The sequence below is a fragment of the Polaromonas sp. P3_A5 genome (assembly GCF_056403055.1).
In genome coordinates this window covers 1308066-1322649 of the sequence record NZ_JBFUGF010000001.1, presented here as the reverse complement: position 1 = coordinate 1322649, position 14584 = coordinate 1308066, and the positions used below count along the sequence as shown (strand labels likewise).

The window sequence follows — 14584 nt, the reverse complement described above, 5'->3', positions numbered from 1 at the left end:
CTTATAAAGCCTTTGAAGGAACCCTCATGACCAGCCCCAAAACCGCCGGCACAGCACCCCGGTACCCTGCTCCCGAACTGAAGGACCTGCCGGAAGACATCAAAGCCAAAGTCCTGGAGGTGCAGGAAAAAGCCGGCTTCGTGCCCAACGTATTCCTGGCCCTCGCGCGCCGCCCTGCCGAATGGCGTGCCTTCTTCGCTTATCACGATGCGCTGATGCTCAAGGAAGAGGGCTCCAACCCCAACGGCAGCCTGACCAAGGGCGAGCGCGAGATGATCGTCACCACGACGAGCGCCGCCAACAAATGCCTGTATTGCGTGGTGGCGCACGGCGCCATCCTGCGCATTTATGAAAAGAAACCCCTGGTGGCCGACCAGGTGGCGGTGAACCACCGCAAGGCTGACATCACACCACGCCAGCGCGCCATGCTCGACTTCGCGATGAAGGTATGCCTGCAGGCGGACCAGATTGAAGACAGCGACTTTGAAGCGCTGTACGGCCACGGCTTTGACGATGAAGACGCCTGGGATATCGCGGCCATCACGGCTTTTTTTGGCCTCTCCAACCGCATGGCGAGCTTCAGCAACATGCAGCCCAACCCCGAGTTTTACCTGATGGGCCGTGTGCCCAAGCCGTCCAAGGCCGCCTGAAACCGCTCAGGCGCGAATCACGCCCAGGACCCTGCGCACCCGCTATGCTCATGAATCAGCCTTCTCACAAGACTTAAAACCATGGCACCAGACGCCACATCCACCGCCTCGACATCTTCTACCCCATCAGCCGGCGCTTACGGCCTGACCGTGCGCAAGCTGGAGATCGACCTGAGCGATGGCTTTGACCGCCACTGGTTTGGCGGCGATGCCTTCCTGAGCCAGTACCACAACGCCTTGTCGATGAGTTTTCCGGTCGGAGAGCAGTCGTTCATCGAGGCCGTGCGCGACTGCGCCAAATTGCTGCCTCGCACGCCAGAGCACGCGCTACTGCATGAAGCCACTGCGCAGTTCATCGGCCAGGAGGCTACCCACCGCCACATCCATGGTCTGTACAACGCACAGTTGGAGAGGCAGGGCCTGGTGAACCGCTGGCAACACTGGGCCACGGCCCGCATTGATTTTGCCAAAAAACGCGGTGTGGCGCCCCACCACTTCCTTGCGGTCACGGCAGCCTACGAACACCTCACGGCCGTGCTGGCCGACTACATGCTTCGCCACGGCGACGCGCTGGATCAGGCAGACCCGAAGATGCAGACCCTCTGGCGCTGGCACGCAGCCGAAGAGACCGAGCATCGCGCGGTAGCCTATGACCTGTACCAAGCGCTTGGCGGAAACCACGCATGGCGCGTGCGCTGGTATGTCTACGCGCTGCTGCTGTTTTCGTGGGACTCGGGCCGTCAAACGGTGCTGAACCTCTGGCATGACGGCACGCTGTTCAAACCAGGCACATGGTGGAGTGCGATGAAATTTTTCTGGGGAAAAAATGGCGTTGTGTGGCGCTGCACGGCCCCGTTGCTGGCCTACTTCAGGCGGGACTTCCACCCCGACCAGGAAACTGTTGCCGAACCCGGCCAGCAAACCCGCGCCATTGCCCAGCGCTGGTTGAAAGAACACGCGGACAGCTTTCGCACAGTTCGCTGAAGCTTTTCTGCGATACCGCAGCACCCATATGCCACCAGTATTGCTATTTTATTGATAGCTGCTTTCGCACGGCCTGATTAGGCCTACGGGCTTTTTCTTTCAGAATTACGCTTCAACCAGCTTGCGCATCCACTCGGGCAGGGCTTTGGCCTTTTGCGCCGGGAAGTCCACCCAGATGGTGGTGGCGCCGCCCGCGGCGCAGATCACGCCCGGCGTATCCGCGCGCTCCATCGTGGCCCAGCTTTCAAACGTGGTGCGCCCCGGGTCGCTCACGTACATCTTCATCAGCACGTCGCCCGGGTATTCCAGCTGCTTGTAGAAATTGCAAAAAGCGTTGACGATGACCGGGCCTTCGCCCGACGGATCGGGCTTGCAGCCAATGCCATACATCCAGTCGATGCGGATGGTTTCGAGATAACGGAAGTAAGTGCCGTTGTTGAGGTGGCCCATCGCGTCCATGTCACCCCAGCGGATGGGGATATGCATCTCGTGGACCAGCTTTTTCTTTTCGGGAATTTCAATTTTCATGATGCCAATTGCCTCTATCGATGGGCCCTGATGGAGGCCAGAATTCCCAGCGTGAACAACACGCACGCAGACAGTTGTACCAGTGTGGGCCAGTGGCCATCCCAGGCAAACGAATACAGCAGCGCAAAAATGGTCTCACTCACGATGAGCTGCCCGCACAGGCTGGCACTGAGCCGCTGGCTGGCCATGTTCCACAAAATCGTCGCCAGCCAGGTGGAGCCCAGACCGGCCAGCACGCAGAGCAACACGAACACACCGCGGTCTTCGCGGCCGGCCAGCACGCTTGCGTCCGAACCCGCAAGCAGCCACATCAGCAATGCCCCGAGGCCAGTCGCCACACCCAGCCAGTTGGCCCAGTCGGTGGCATTGACTTCAGGATGCCGCTTGAGCCAGGCAGAATTCAGGATCGCAAACGCCGTCCAGCACACCAGTGAGGCCGACACAAACAGCATGCCACGCCAGAAATTCGTGGCTGTTCCCTGACCGGCCTCGTGGGTGGAACCCATCATGAGCGCCAGCCCCGCCAGGGTGAGCGCCAGGCCGGGCAGCAGGGAAGCCCAACGCAGGCCTTGCGGCTTGCCCAGCAACATGACCCAAATGGGAATGGTGCCGATTACCAGCGAAGGCACTTCGGTGCCGGCGTCGCGTATGGCCAGCACCAACAGCAGGTAGTAGCCGCTGAACCCGAGAATGCTCATGACCAGAGCGGCCCACGCCTGCCGCACCGTGGGCAGGCGGCGGGTGCGCCATCCCGCCAGCATCACCAGCACAGCCACCACGCCGTATACCGCAAAGCGCCCGGCCGTCAGGTCAACGGACGAATAGCCACCCGCACCCATGTCGAGCATGCGCGGCGCCACAAACACCAGGCCCCACAGCGCGCCCGCCGCGAGCCCGGCCAGAATGCCCGTCAGCATCCGTCAGGCAGTGTGCGCAGTGGCTACCAGGCGCAAACCTAGCAGCCCCATCGCACCGGCGGCGGTGCGGTCTACCGCAGCCTTGCTGCGCAGGTAGGCTGCGCGCGGTACAGCGGAAGACAAAACCACCGCCACCACGGCATACCAGCCGGTTTCCATCACGAGCACGCCCACAAGCACCAGCAAGGCTGCGGGCAAGGGAAACTGCGCGGGCAACAGGGCCGCGAACACGCTGCTGTAAACCACCACGATCTTCGGATTGCTCAGCTGCGTCACCAGCCCCTGGCGAAACGATTGCAGCACCGTGCGGCGCGAAGCGCCCGTGTCATCGCCGCTCATTTCCAGCGGCTGGCGTGCGCCGCGCCAGATATTGAAGGCGATCCACATCAGGTACAGGCCGCCCACGACCTTGAGCGCCATGTAGACACCGGGCAAGGCGACCAGCAGGGCCTGCAGCCCGGCCAGAGCCAACGCGGCAAACACCAGCGCCCCCAGACCCATACCCACCGCGGCAGCCAGGCCGTCAGCGCGCGAACGCGAAACCGCGATGCGCGCAACCTGCACAAAACTGGGGCCGGGACTGACCACACCCGCCAGCAAGGCCAGGAAGATCAGGCCTATCGGGCCGAGGTAGGGCACTACGGAATCCATCATGTTCTTCTCCGAAAATTAATCTTTGTTATGCCGATCGATCAAACGCCAAACCCGTCGTCGGCTGCAATCACTGCACCATTGACGAAATGGCTCTCGCCACTGGCCAGCATCACCAGCAGTGCATCCAGGTCTTGCGGTTTGCCGATGCGCTTGCGCGGCAACATCTGCACCAGCCTCTTGCCCTGCTCGGTTTCCCAATGGTGGTGGTTGATCTCGGTGTCAATATAGCCGGGGCAGATGGCGTTGACGTTGATGCCGAACTTGCCCCACTCCAGCGCCATGGCTTTGGTCATCTGCACCACGGCGGCCTTGCTCATGCAGTACACGCCGATCTGCGGCAGTACGCGCAAGCCGGCCATGGAGGCGATGTTGATGATGCGGCCGCCGGCATAGTTGCCGGGCCCGGCACCGCGCGAACGGGCCAGCATGCGCTTGCCGACTTCCTGCGCCACGAAGAAGGCGCCCTTCACATTGGTGTTGAAGATGAAGTCGTAGTCTTCCTCGCCGACGTCCTGGATGCGCTGTGTGGTGCTCACGCCGGAGTTGTTGACCAGAATGTCGATGGGCCCGACTTCCGTTTCAGCATGGGCCACGCCAGCCTTGATGCTGGCGTGGTCGGTCACGTCGAGCTCAACCACATGCGCATCGCCACCCGCAGCCTCAATCTGCGCGCGCAGGTCCTTGAGCTTGTCGAGCCTGCGGCTGGCCAGCACCACGGCCGCGCCGGCACGGCTCAGTGTTTTGGCGAACTGCGCACCCAGCCCGCCGGATGCACCGGTCACGAGAGCGACACGCCCCGACAGATCAATGCTGTAAGCCATTAGAGGCTCCTCTCTCAATTTAAACCGTACAAAAGAGAACGACCGTTCGCATCGCCGCATTCGCGACATAAAATCCAACACGAGACCGACAATCCTTCCTGAAAATCATTATCAGCGAGTCCCCGATGAATACCCAAGAAATTCTGGCCCAGTTCGGCCCGCGCGAAGCAATGGAATATGACGTGGTCGTGGTGGGCGGCGGACCCGGCGGGCTTGCTACCGCCATTCGCCTGAAACAACTGGCCGCAGAAAAAGGCACGGACATCTCCGTGGTGGTTCTCGAAAAGGGTTCCGAACCCGGTGCCCACATTCTTTCGGGTGCGGTGATGGACCCCAAGGCATTGACCGAACTGATTCCGGACTGGAAAGCGCGAGGCGCGCCATTGAACCAGCCTGTCACCGCCGACGAGGTTCTTTTTCTCAGCGAGAAAAGCGCGATCAGGACGCCCGCCTTTTTTGTGCCCGACTGCTTTCACAACGAAGGCAACTACGTCATCAGCCTGGGCAATGTGGTGCGCTGGCTGGCGCAGCAGGCCGAAGGCCTGGGCGTTGAAATCTTCCCGGGCTTCGCGGCGGCCGAAGTGCTCTACAACGACGACGGCTCCGTCAAGGGCGTGGCCACCGGCAACCTCGGAATCGGCAAGGATGGCCAGCCGACCGACAACTTCCAGCTCGGCATGGAACTGCACGGCAAGTACACCGTATTTGCGGAAGGCGCGCGCGGCCACCTGGGCCGCCAGCTGATCAACCGCTTCAAACTCGACGAAGGCCGCGACCCGCAAGGCTACGCACTGGGTGTGAAAGAGCTCTGGGAAATCGACCCGGCCAAACACAAGCCGGGCCTCGTGATTCACACCGCCGGCTGGCCCATGGACAGCCAGACCTACGGCGGCGGCTTCATGTACCACCTGGAAGACAACAAGGTCACGCTGGGCATGGTCACCGGCCTGGACTACACCAACCCTTACCTCAGCCCGTTTGAAGAGATGCAGCGCTGGAAGACCCATCCCAGCATCAAGCAGTATCTCGAAGGCGCTAAGCGCATCAGCTACGGCGCGCGTGCCATCACCGCAGGCGGCGCATTGAGCCTGCCCAAAACCGTGTTCCCCGGTGGCGCGCTGATCGGCTGCGAAGCCGGCTACCTCAATGCCGCCCGCATCAAGGGCAGCCACGCGGCCATCAAGAGCGGTATGCTGGCCGCTGAGGCCGCCTATGGAGCGGTCACCGCCGGCCGCCAGCACGATGAACTGGCCGCTTACCCTGAAGCCTATGCCAAGAGCTGGCTCGCGCAGGAGCTCAACCAGTCGCGCAATTTCAAGTCCTGGTTCAAGAAGGGCCTCTACGTCGGCGCCTTCATGACCGGCATCGAGCACTGGCTGCTGCCCAAGCTGGGCTTCAAGTCGCCGCCCTGGACCATCCACAACAGCATTCCGGACTACGCCAAGCTCAAGCCGGCGGCCGAGTGCACGCCCATCGTGTATCCCAAGCCCGACAACAAGATCACCTTCGACCGCCTTAGTTCGGTTTTCGTCTCCAACACCAACCACGAAGAGCACCAGCCCGCGCACCTGACGCTCAAGGACGCGAGCGTGCCGGTGAGCATCAACCTGGCCAAGTACGCCGGCCCCGAAAGCCGCTACTGCCCGGCCGGTGTCTACGAGTTCGTAAAGAACCCCGACAATACCGACCGCCTGCAGATCAACGCGCAGAACTGCGTGCACTGCAAAACCTGTGACATCAAAGACCCAACACAAAACATCGTGTGGGTCACGCCCGAAGGCGGTGGCGGACCCAACTACAGCGGCATGTAAGCAAAGCATCTCCATCAACAAAAGCCCGGCCTCCCCCGGGCTTTTTTCATGCGATTTGCTACGCCGGGTTAATTCCCGGGAATTCAGCGCACTGTGCGAGCAGTCGCAGCAGCCCCTGATCTTTGTGACTTTTTGTCGTTTGCCGTTGGGATGCCAACTGCTCACGAACAGTTCAGCTGCCCGCCAGCTGGCGATTTGCAACCGTCATTCACAAGTGCTTACCGAACGATTCGAAACGCTTTGAGGCCAGCGTGACAGCTTCCCACGCACATATGCGGCTTACGCTGACATCCTTTCTCCACGCGTCAAAGACACTCGTACCTAGCCCCTGAAAGGGAATGGTCTGGTGATGTCTGGATGCTGCCTGTCCATGCAATCCCTCACGCGAACATGTTTCAGCAGTGTTACGCCGGCGCCGTGACCCGTATCAAATCAACCCGCTGCCATGCAGCCTTTTGCAATGACCCTGAACAAACCCAGTGTGCTATTAACCGGTGGGGCCGGATACATCGGAAGCCATACTTTTGTGGCGCTGGTGAATGCCGGCTACCAGCCTGTCATCCTCGACGACTTTTCCAACAGCCATCCTGCCGTGCTGCACCGGCTGCAGCAGCTGACGGGTCAGCCCGTACCCTGCGAACGCGGCAACGTACTGGACACCGATTTTGTGGCCGGAGTCCTGCAACGCTACCACTGCGTTGCGGCCGTCCACTTTGCCGGGTTCAAGGCCGTAGGGGAAAGCGTGCAACGCCCTCTCATGTACTACCAGAACAATGTTGGCGGCCTCCTGAGTTTGTTGCGGGCGATGGAAACGACGGACTGCCGGGCCGTAGTCTTCTCTTCAAGCGCCACGGTCTATGGGGACCCCGCCACCGTGCCCATCAACGAGCAGTTTCCATGCATGCCGGAGAGCCCGTATGCCCACACCAAACTGATGTGTGAAAACATCCTGGCATCGCTGCGTATTTCAGATGCGGCGTGGCGGGTCGGGGTGCTGCGCTACTTCAACCCGGTGGGCGCGCACCCCAGTGGACTGATCGGCGAAGACCCCAACGGAATCCCCAACAACCTGATGCCCTACGTCACCCAGGTGGCCGTGGGCAAACGGGCCACGCTCAATGTGTTCGGCAATGACTACCCCACACCCGACGGCACCGGGGTGCGCGACTACCTGCACGTCACCGACCTTGCAGCAGGCCATGTCGCCGCAGTCGATGCTTTGCTGGCAAGCGGCAAGAGCTTTACGGTCAATCTGGGCACCGGCGAGGGCACCAGTGTTCTCGGTGTGGTCCAGGCGTTTGAGCGGGCAAGCGGACGGCCGATTCCTTATGAATTTGCACCTCGACGAGCCGGGGATGTCGCACAGTACTTTGCAGATGTTTCCCTGGCCGGCAGCCTGCTGGGCTGGCGTGCCACATGCACGATCGATGACATGTGCCGCGACTCCTGGCACTGGCAGCAGCGCAATCCCGAAGGCTACAGGAACACCTCTGAAACCGATATGGACATATCTGCATCTGAGCCCATGCGCAATAGCCCGAACGGACTCATCCAGCCGGCAGTCAGCATGTGAGCAATTCAAGTCTTGCCCCAAGAATGCGCCACGCTTTTTTGAACTCAATAAATAGCATAAAGCGCGCCATGAGCCATTCGGACTATTGTCAATTGCTGCACTGCACAACAAACTCTTTTCCTGCTTTGACAGAAGGAAAACCCTATGTTTCGAACCCTGTTTACCGCCATTTTGGCCACCTGGATTGCTTCAGCAACGGCGTCTACCAACCCGCCTGCAGCGCCCGCAGCGGTGACGCCAACGGGAGCTACCGCCAAAGCGACACGTATGAAACTGCAGCCCGGCACTGAGCCGGTCAAGGTCAACACAGTCCACAGTGTGGACGCGGTGCGCAGTGGCCAATCCGGCCTGGGTGTCACGGCGGCGGGCGAGGCAGATACGGACGAATCCGGATGGCACCCTTACGGCACGCTGCTGGCCACATTGGCGTTGATGGGCGTGATTGCCGTTCGCCGCCATAAAGCAGAGAGGTCTTGAGGATGAGTGGCCTCGGCCGTCCGGGTGTTGCAGCGGTCAAATGGAGCGCCGTTTCCACAGCGGCACGCTTTGGGCTGCAGCTGGTGGCCCAGGTGATTCTGGCCCGCACCCTGGGGCCGGAGATTTTTGGCGTTTTTGCCATCGGCATGGTGGTACTGACATTCGCCACATTTGTCTCCGGTTTTGGCTTCAGCTGGAGCCTGTTGCAACGCACCACACTGAGTGACGAAGATGTCCGGTTTGCCTGGACATGGCAACTGATCGTGGGTATTGCCACCATGCTTGCCCTGTATTTTCTGGCGCCGCTGCTGTCGGCTTATTTTCGGGAGCCGCGCTCGCAATTCGTCATTGAATGGTTATCGGTGGCGTGCCTGCTGGGTGCTGCGGCAGCACCGGCTACCTACCTGCTGCAGCGTGACTTGAATTTCCGGGCAGTGGGACTGATTCAGGTCGGCAGCTATGCCGCTGGGTATGTGGCTGTTGGGGTGCCGATGGCACTGCTTGGCCAGGGTGAGGCTTCGCTGGTAGCGGCCTGGCTGGTTCAGGCGGCTGTCGTGTTTGTTGCAAGTTATGCCCTCAAGCCGCATGCGCTTCGCCCGCTGTTCTGGTATGCCGATGCAAAGTCCGCTGTCGGCACGGGGCACACGGTCTTTTTGACCAATATCGTCAACTGGGTGCTCAACAACCTTGATCGGGTATTGATAGGCCGGTTGCTCAACGCGCAATCGCTGGGTCTCTATAACGTGGCTTACAACCTGGCCACGATGCCCAACACCTTGCTGCTGGGCGCACTTCAGCCCGCGTTCCTGGCGGCGGGCGCACGCCTGCAAAACGACCGGCCACGACTGGGCCGCGCTTATCTGCAGATGCTGGCCACCATTGTGGTGTTGGGACTCCCCGCCTTTGCGACGCTTGCCTTTCTGTCGCCCGACATCGTGCGTGTGCTTTATGGGCCCGCATGGAGTGGGGCAGCCTGGGTGCTGGGAATTTTGTTCCTCTGCATGCCGGCGTACGTCATCTGGGGACTGTCGACACCCGTGCTGTGGAACACCGGACGCAAGTACTACGAATTTGCGCTGCAGCTCCCGCTGATCGTTTTGGGCATCCTCGGTTTTTACCTGTTTGCAGGCCAGGGAATCCACATGGCTGCAGTCGTGGCGGGTCTGTTGCTGGTACTGCGCGCAGCCGTTACGGCTACGGCTGCATTCCGTGCACTGGAGCTTGGCTGGATGTCCCTGCTACCGGATGCCCTGCGCGGGTTTCTTCTTTGTGCCGCTTGCGTTTTAGGTGTGATGGCAGGTCAGCACGCGGTTGCACGGTTTGATATTCCCCTGCTCTCGCTGCTTGCCGGAAGCCTGTCCGCAGTAGTCCTGCCGGCATTGCTGCTTGCCCTGAGGCCGCAAATGCTGGGGCGGGAAACATCCGAAATGGTCATCCGGTTTGTCCCCGGACTGGCGAAGTTTTTGCGCCGCGGTGTTTCGGCACCACGTACCGATCTTTCCAATTCCCTTGAGCAGCCACTCTAAGGAGCTATCCTGGATCAACCCATCGTTATTTCGGTTCTGGTTGCCGGTGCCATTTTGGCGGCGCTTTTGGCGACGCTGGGCATGGCGGGTGCAGTTCATGTCACGTCACGCCGTGCGCACGGGTACATGCATGTCATTTTCTACGCCATCCTGGCAATGGTGGCCCTGAACAATTTCCTCTCGGGGCGCGACCTCTCCAGCAGTGCATTTAAATTGGACGAAGTTGCGGTGGTGGTGCGCCACCCGTTGGTGGCTTTGGCGCAGCCGCTGGTTTCCCTCTTGCTGCTCACGCTGGCGGGGGAACGCATCATCACGCACTGGCTTCAACGCGACAAGACGGTGCAGGCCCCCCCGGTGATGTTGATCACCTTTGTTCTTTTCTGGGCAGGCACGGTGGCCTCACCGGCTCTTCTGGGCCTGCATCCGCATGTGTCACACGATTACGTGTACCCGCTGCTCATCGGCATCGCGGCAGTGCTTGCCACCAGCATGGAAAGAGACCTCGCATTCAAGGCGGCTCGCAACGCCCTGCTGCTCTTTATGGCAGCGGGCTTGCTGCTGATCCCTTTCAAGCCAACGCTGGTGCTGGACCTCTCCTATACACAGGGCTTGCTGCCTGGTGTACCGCGGCTGGCAGGGCTGGCTGCACATGCCGTGTCACTCGGCATGCTGGCTCAGCTGGGCTTGCTGTGTCTTCTCGCGCGTCCTCTGCAGAGCGTCTGGCTGAATCGCCTGGCGTGGGGAATGGGGCTCCTTGTCCTTTTTCTCGCTCAATCCAAAACAGCCTGGATTTCTTTTACCCTGTGCTCCGCCTGCATTCTTGCTGTACGCCAGGGGCCCGCGTTTCTGCGCCGCGCCACTGACCCGGTGCGGCCGGAATTCGGCATCGTCTCGTTGGTGGGGTTCATGGTTGCGGTGGCCGGCGTCACGTTGGTGCTGATGTTTGGCGATATCGATGCGCGTCTGTCCAGCTTCTTTGACAGCGCCCAGGGCGCGCAACTCGCGTCCATGACCGGCCGTGATCAGATCTGGGCAATTGCCTACGACGAATGGCAGCGCAACCCTGCGTTCGGCTACGGACCCACCCTGTGGGATGTCAGTTTCCGTGAAAGCATCGGTATGCCCAATGCGACCCACGCGCACAACCAGTTTATGGACACGTTATCGCGCTCCGGCACGGTGGGTGCCGCTGCATTGGTGTTGTACGCACTGGTGCTGCTGGTCCTGTCCATCCGCTATGCACGTGCCAGCGGCGGCCTTTCACTGGCGTTGTTCGTGGCGCTGGCACTGCGCGCCATCAGTGAAGTGCCGCTGCTGCTCTTCGGTTACGGCCCCGAGCTCACTACCCACGTGCTTTTGCTGATGACACTGGCCGCTGCAGCGCGCGAAGCCCATGCCCGCAGAGCGCAGCCGGCAAGCTTGCCGGAAGGCGCCATGCCCCGCTTCGCCGGGAACTTCCATCCGTCCCCGGCTACCTCTCGAGCCCGACCATGAAATTTTCGATTGTCATTCCGCTTTACAACAAGGCACCGTACATCAACGACACCATCGCGTCGGTGCTGGCACAAACCTTCTCGGATTTTGAGGTCATTGTGGTGGACGACGGTTCCACCGACGGCGGTGCGGAACTGGTAACGTTCATACCTGACCCGCGGTTGCGCCTGGTGCGCCAGGCCAATGCCGGTGTTTCCGCCGCCCGGAACCTGGGAATTTCTCTGGCAAAAGGCGAATGGGTTTCCTTTCTCGACGCCGATGACTGGCACCATCCCCAGTACCTGGAAACCCTTCTGTGGACGCAGGCGCGTTACCCGCAGGTCGACACGGTGGCCACCGACTTCCTGCCGGTTCCCGATACCCACACCATGTGGCCGCCGAACTGGCCAGTGCTGGCAGATCAACCGGAAGTGGAACTCATCACCGATCTGCCGCGGCGCTGGATGAGCGCGCCGTCGCTGTGCACCAGCGCGGTGTCCGTGCGAAGCACGCGCTTGCGGCAAATGCAGCCATGCTTTCCTTCGGGAGAGTCGCACGGCGAAGACCTGGATCTATGGTTCCGTCTGGCTGAGAAGACCCCCGTTGCGCTAGTCCGGTCGCCCTTGATGGCGTATCGGCTGGCGGTGGAAGGCGGCCTGACAACATATCACCCCGACCTGGCCATGCCACCGTTTCTGGAACGCATGCGGGAACGTGCACTTTCAGGGACCATGACCATCATGCAACGCCGGTCTGCACTGTGGCTTGTGGCGCAACACGAGTTGACGCTGGCACGGCAGGCACTGGCATCCGGAAGCCGCCGTGAGGGCTTCGACTGGCTGGTGCGCGCCCACCGCGCGGCTACCGGAAGACGGTGGTGGCTGACGGCGGCCATGCTTTTCATGCCGGGCCAGGTGGTAAAAAACTGGCAGCTTTGGCGCACGCGCCGGACGGTTCACACCGGCAGTCCGGCCGAAGCAGGATAAAAAATGAACCCCAAATCACCCCGCAAAATCATCCCTCTCTGGCATTCCTGCCGGGTCTCCGTGGTCATCAAGGCACTGAATGAGGAAAAACGCATCCGGGCGACCATCGAGAGTGCGCTGCGCGCTGTTTCCGCCGTGGGCGGAGAGGTCATTCTTGCGGACTCCTGCTCGACCGACAGCACAGTGGAACTGGCATGTACTTACCCCATCCGTATCGTCCAGCTGGCCAATCCCAACGAGCGCTGCTGCGGCGTGGGCCCGCAACTGGGCTACCAGCATTCGCATGGCGACTTTATTTATATCCTCGATGGCGACATGCAGATGCAGGAAGGCTTTCTTGAGAAAGCACTCGATTTTCTGGATGCCCATGAGAACGTCGCAGGCGTCGGCGGACGCGTGGTGGAGCAAAACACCGAGAGCCTGGAATACCTGTCGCGTGGAGAACGCGCCTCGCCGCACCTTCTGCCTGGCAAGGTCGACCGGCTCGACGGCGGAGGCCTTTACCGTCGCACAGCCATTGAGGCCGCGGGCTATCTTTCCGACCGTAACCTGCACAGCTATGAAGAATTTGACCTGGCCATCAGGCTGCGCGCTCTCGGCTGGCACCTGTGGCGCCTGCCGGTGGATGCCGCCAATCACTTTGGCCACGATGCACCACCCTATCGCTTGTTGATGCGGCGCTGGAGCACCCGCTATATCTGCGGGCTGGGCGAACTGGTCCGCGCTGCCGCCGGCCAGCCCCGACTGCATCTGGCGCTGCAGGGCCTGCGGGAACTGCGCCTGTACCTGGCCGTCCTGGGCTGGTGGGCGATCATGGCCAGCCTGGTATTCTGGCCGGTGTCGGCTCCTCTGCGCATGGCATTCTTTTGCATCATCGTCACGGCGCCGGTGTTGCTGATGACCTGGCGAAAACGGTCTGTCACCAAGGCGCTGTATTCGGTGATCTCATGGTGCTTCAATGCCGCAGGCCTCATACGCGGCCTGCTTCGCCGGCAACGCCCGGCTGGCGAGGCCATCGCGAGCCGGGTACTCAAGGACTTCTCAATGGCGCCTCGCCAGGTAATTCAGGGGAGCGCGCATTGAGCGGCCCAGATGGAAGCCTGCAGAAGCAACGGGCGACGCAGCAATTCACGGGCATACAGATTCTGAGATTTGCCGCGGCCATGCTTGTCGTGGTCATGCACATTACCCAGGCGATCTCCATCCACATCGGCGGAACCGGGCCAACCCACTATTGGGCAGACGGCTCCGCAGGAGTGGACATCTTCTTCGTCATCAGCGGTTTTGTCATGGCCATGTCAACGTCGGCATTGCCTTCCGACGCTGCGTCCCGGGTCAATGCCGCCTGGGTGTTCATGCGAAGGCGCTTGCTGAGGATCGCGCCGCTCTACTGGTTCTATACCTTGTTGAAGGTCGTCCTCTTGCTGGCTTTGCCGACCCTCGCGTCCCGCGCGTCCGTCGAGCCCGGGCATCTGGCCGCCTCCCTTTTGTTCATCCCTGCCGTGAGCCCGTGGGGCCTCGTATTGCCCGCGCTGCCCGTCGGCTGGACATTGAATTTTGAAATGCTTTTTTATGCGGTTTTTGCGGCAGCCATTGCGCTGGGCGCACCACGCATCCGGTTTTGTTTGCTGGTTTTTCTGCTGATTTTCACGGCTGGGCGGTATGTACCGGACTCGGTGGTGCTGGGTTTCTACGCCCAGAGCATTGTTTTTGAGTTCATTCTTGGGGTCTGCATTGCCTATGCCTTTTTGCATTTCCGGCATGCATCGCCAGGAGTCGGCCTAATCGTCATCGCCGCTGGCGTGATGTTCATGTTTATCCCTGACTGGGGGCACTCGGCCGACCGTTTCGCCACATGGGGCTGCGGTGCTGCGCTGGTCGTCCTCGGGTCAATCTGGCTCGAGCCATGGACCTTGCGTGCGCCACTGGCTTCCCGCCTGTCTTTCCTGGGTGACGCTTCCTATTCCATCTATCTCTCGCACACCTTCGTGGTACCGGCCGGTGTGCTGGCGCTGAAAAAACTGGGAGTGCAGGACAGCCTGGCCATCGTGCTTGCTGTGGGCACGGCCGTGGTGGTTGCAGGCTGCATCTCGTACGTGTGGCTGGAGCGTCCCATGACCACCTTCTTCAAGCGCGCACTCTTTAGAAAGCCCGGTCTTTCTTATCAAGGTACAGGAAAGTAAT

14 protein-coding genes are annotated in these 14584 nt (G+C 61.0%); 10 read left to right on the top strand and 4 right to left on the bottom strand.

The window, feature by feature from the left end:
• Positions 1–26: 26 nt before the first annotated feature.
• Both AC1DU8_RS06400 and AC1DU8_RS06395 read left to right on the top strand, forming a co-directional pair.
• Entirely contained in the window at positions 27–650 is a 624-nt protein-coding gene (locus tag AC1DU8_RS06400; protein ID WP_477665666.1) for a peroxidase-related enzyme, read from the top strand.
• An 81-nt stretch (positions 651–731) separates the two neighbouring features.
• The gene (locus AC1DU8_RS06395; RefSeq protein WP_457280166.1) at positions 732–1634 is read left to right on the top strand and encodes a metal-dependent hydrolase; all 903 of its coding nucleotides are present in this window, start codon (positions 732–734) and stop codon (positions 1632–1634) included.
• A gap of 105 nt (positions 1635–1739) precedes the next feature.
• Here the strand turns inward: AC1DU8_RS06395 and AC1DU8_RS06390 are convergent, their stop codons facing one another.
• Genes AC1DU8_RS06390 through AC1DU8_RS06375 form a run of 4 tightly spaced genes read right to left on the bottom strand, consistent with a single transcriptional unit; the run spans position 1740 to position 4554 of the window.
• Positions 1740–2162 (bottom strand): acyl-CoA thioesterase, encoded by a 423-nt coding sequence (locus AC1DU8_RS06390; RefSeq protein ID WP_457280165.1) that lies wholly within the window; start codon positions 2160–2162, stop codon positions 1740–1742.
• Positions 2163–2176: 14 nt separating this feature from the next.
• Positions 2177–3079, bottom strand: coding sequence for a DMT family transporter (locus tag AC1DU8_RS06385; RefSeq protein ID WP_477726558.1), 903 nt, complete (start codon positions 3077–3079; stop codon positions 2177–2179).
• A gap of 3 nt (positions 3080–3082) precedes the next feature.
• Entirely contained in the window at positions 3083–3733 is a 651-nt protein-coding gene (locus AC1DU8_RS06380; RefSeq protein ID WP_477726557.1) for a LysE family translocator, read from the bottom strand.
• Between the two features lie 38 nt (positions 3734–3771).
• Complete coding sequence (locus tag AC1DU8_RS06375) at positions 3772–4554, bottom strand: SDR family oxidoreductase (protein ID WP_457280162.1); 783 nt, start codon at positions 4552–4554, stop codon at positions 3772–3774.
• A gap of 125 nt (positions 4555–4679) precedes the next feature.
• On the opposite strand from AC1DU8_RS06375, the gene AC1DU8_RS06370 reads away from it, so the two are divergent.
• The 8 genes from AC1DU8_RS06370 to AC1DU8_RS06335 all read left to right on the top strand — a co-directional run bounded on the left by AC1DU8_RS06370 (position 4680) and on the right by AC1DU8_RS06335 (position 14583).
• Positions 4680–6365, top strand: coding sequence for an electron transfer flavoprotein-ubiquinone oxidoreductase (locus tag AC1DU8_RS06370; protein WP_477726556.1), 1686 nt, complete (start codon positions 4680–4682; stop codon positions 6363–6365).
• Positions 6366–6825: 460 nt separating this feature from the next.
• Positions 6826–7938 carry a UDP-glucose 4-epimerase GalE gene (galE, locus tag AC1DU8_RS06365; protein WP_477665663.1) on the top strand — a complete coding sequence of 371 codons (1113 nt, stop codon included), beginning with the start codon at positions 6826–6828 and terminating at the stop codon, positions 7936–7938.
• Between the two features lie 144 nt (positions 7939–8082).
• Positions 8083–8415, top strand: a complete 333-nt coding sequence (locus tag AC1DU8_RS06360; protein ID WP_457280159.1) for a hypothetical protein — start codon at positions 8083–8085, stop codon at positions 8413–8415.
• 2 nt (positions 8416–8417) lie between these two features.
• Positions 8418–9941, top strand: coding sequence for a lipopolysaccharide biosynthesis protein (locus AC1DU8_RS06355; protein ID WP_457280158.1), 1524 nt, complete (start codon positions 8418–8420; stop codon positions 9939–9941).
• Between the two features lie 126 nt (positions 9942–10067).
• Complete coding sequence (locus AC1DU8_RS06350; protein ID WP_457280157.1) at positions 10068–11435, top strand: O-antigen ligase family protein; 1368 nt, start codon at positions 10068–10070, stop codon at positions 11433–11435.
• Positions 11432–12400, top strand: coding sequence for a glycosyltransferase family 2 protein (locus AC1DU8_RS06345; RefSeq protein WP_457280156.1), 969 nt, complete (start codon positions 11432–11434; stop codon positions 12398–12400). The genes AC1DU8_RS06350 and AC1DU8_RS06345 overlap by 4 nt, the downstream gene beginning before the upstream one ends.
• A gap of 3 nt (positions 12401–12403) precedes the next feature.
• A complete protein-coding gene (locus AC1DU8_RS06340) occupies positions 12404–13483 on the top strand; it encodes a glycosyltransferase family 2 protein (protein WP_477689288.1) in 1080 nt (359 codons plus the stop codon).
• An 80-nt stretch (positions 13484–13563) separates the two neighbouring features.
• Positions 13564–14583, top strand: a complete 1020-nt coding sequence (locus tag AC1DU8_RS06335; protein WP_477689287.1) for an acyltransferase family protein — start codon at positions 13564–13566, stop codon at positions 14581–14583.
• Position 14584 lies beyond the last annotated feature (1 nt).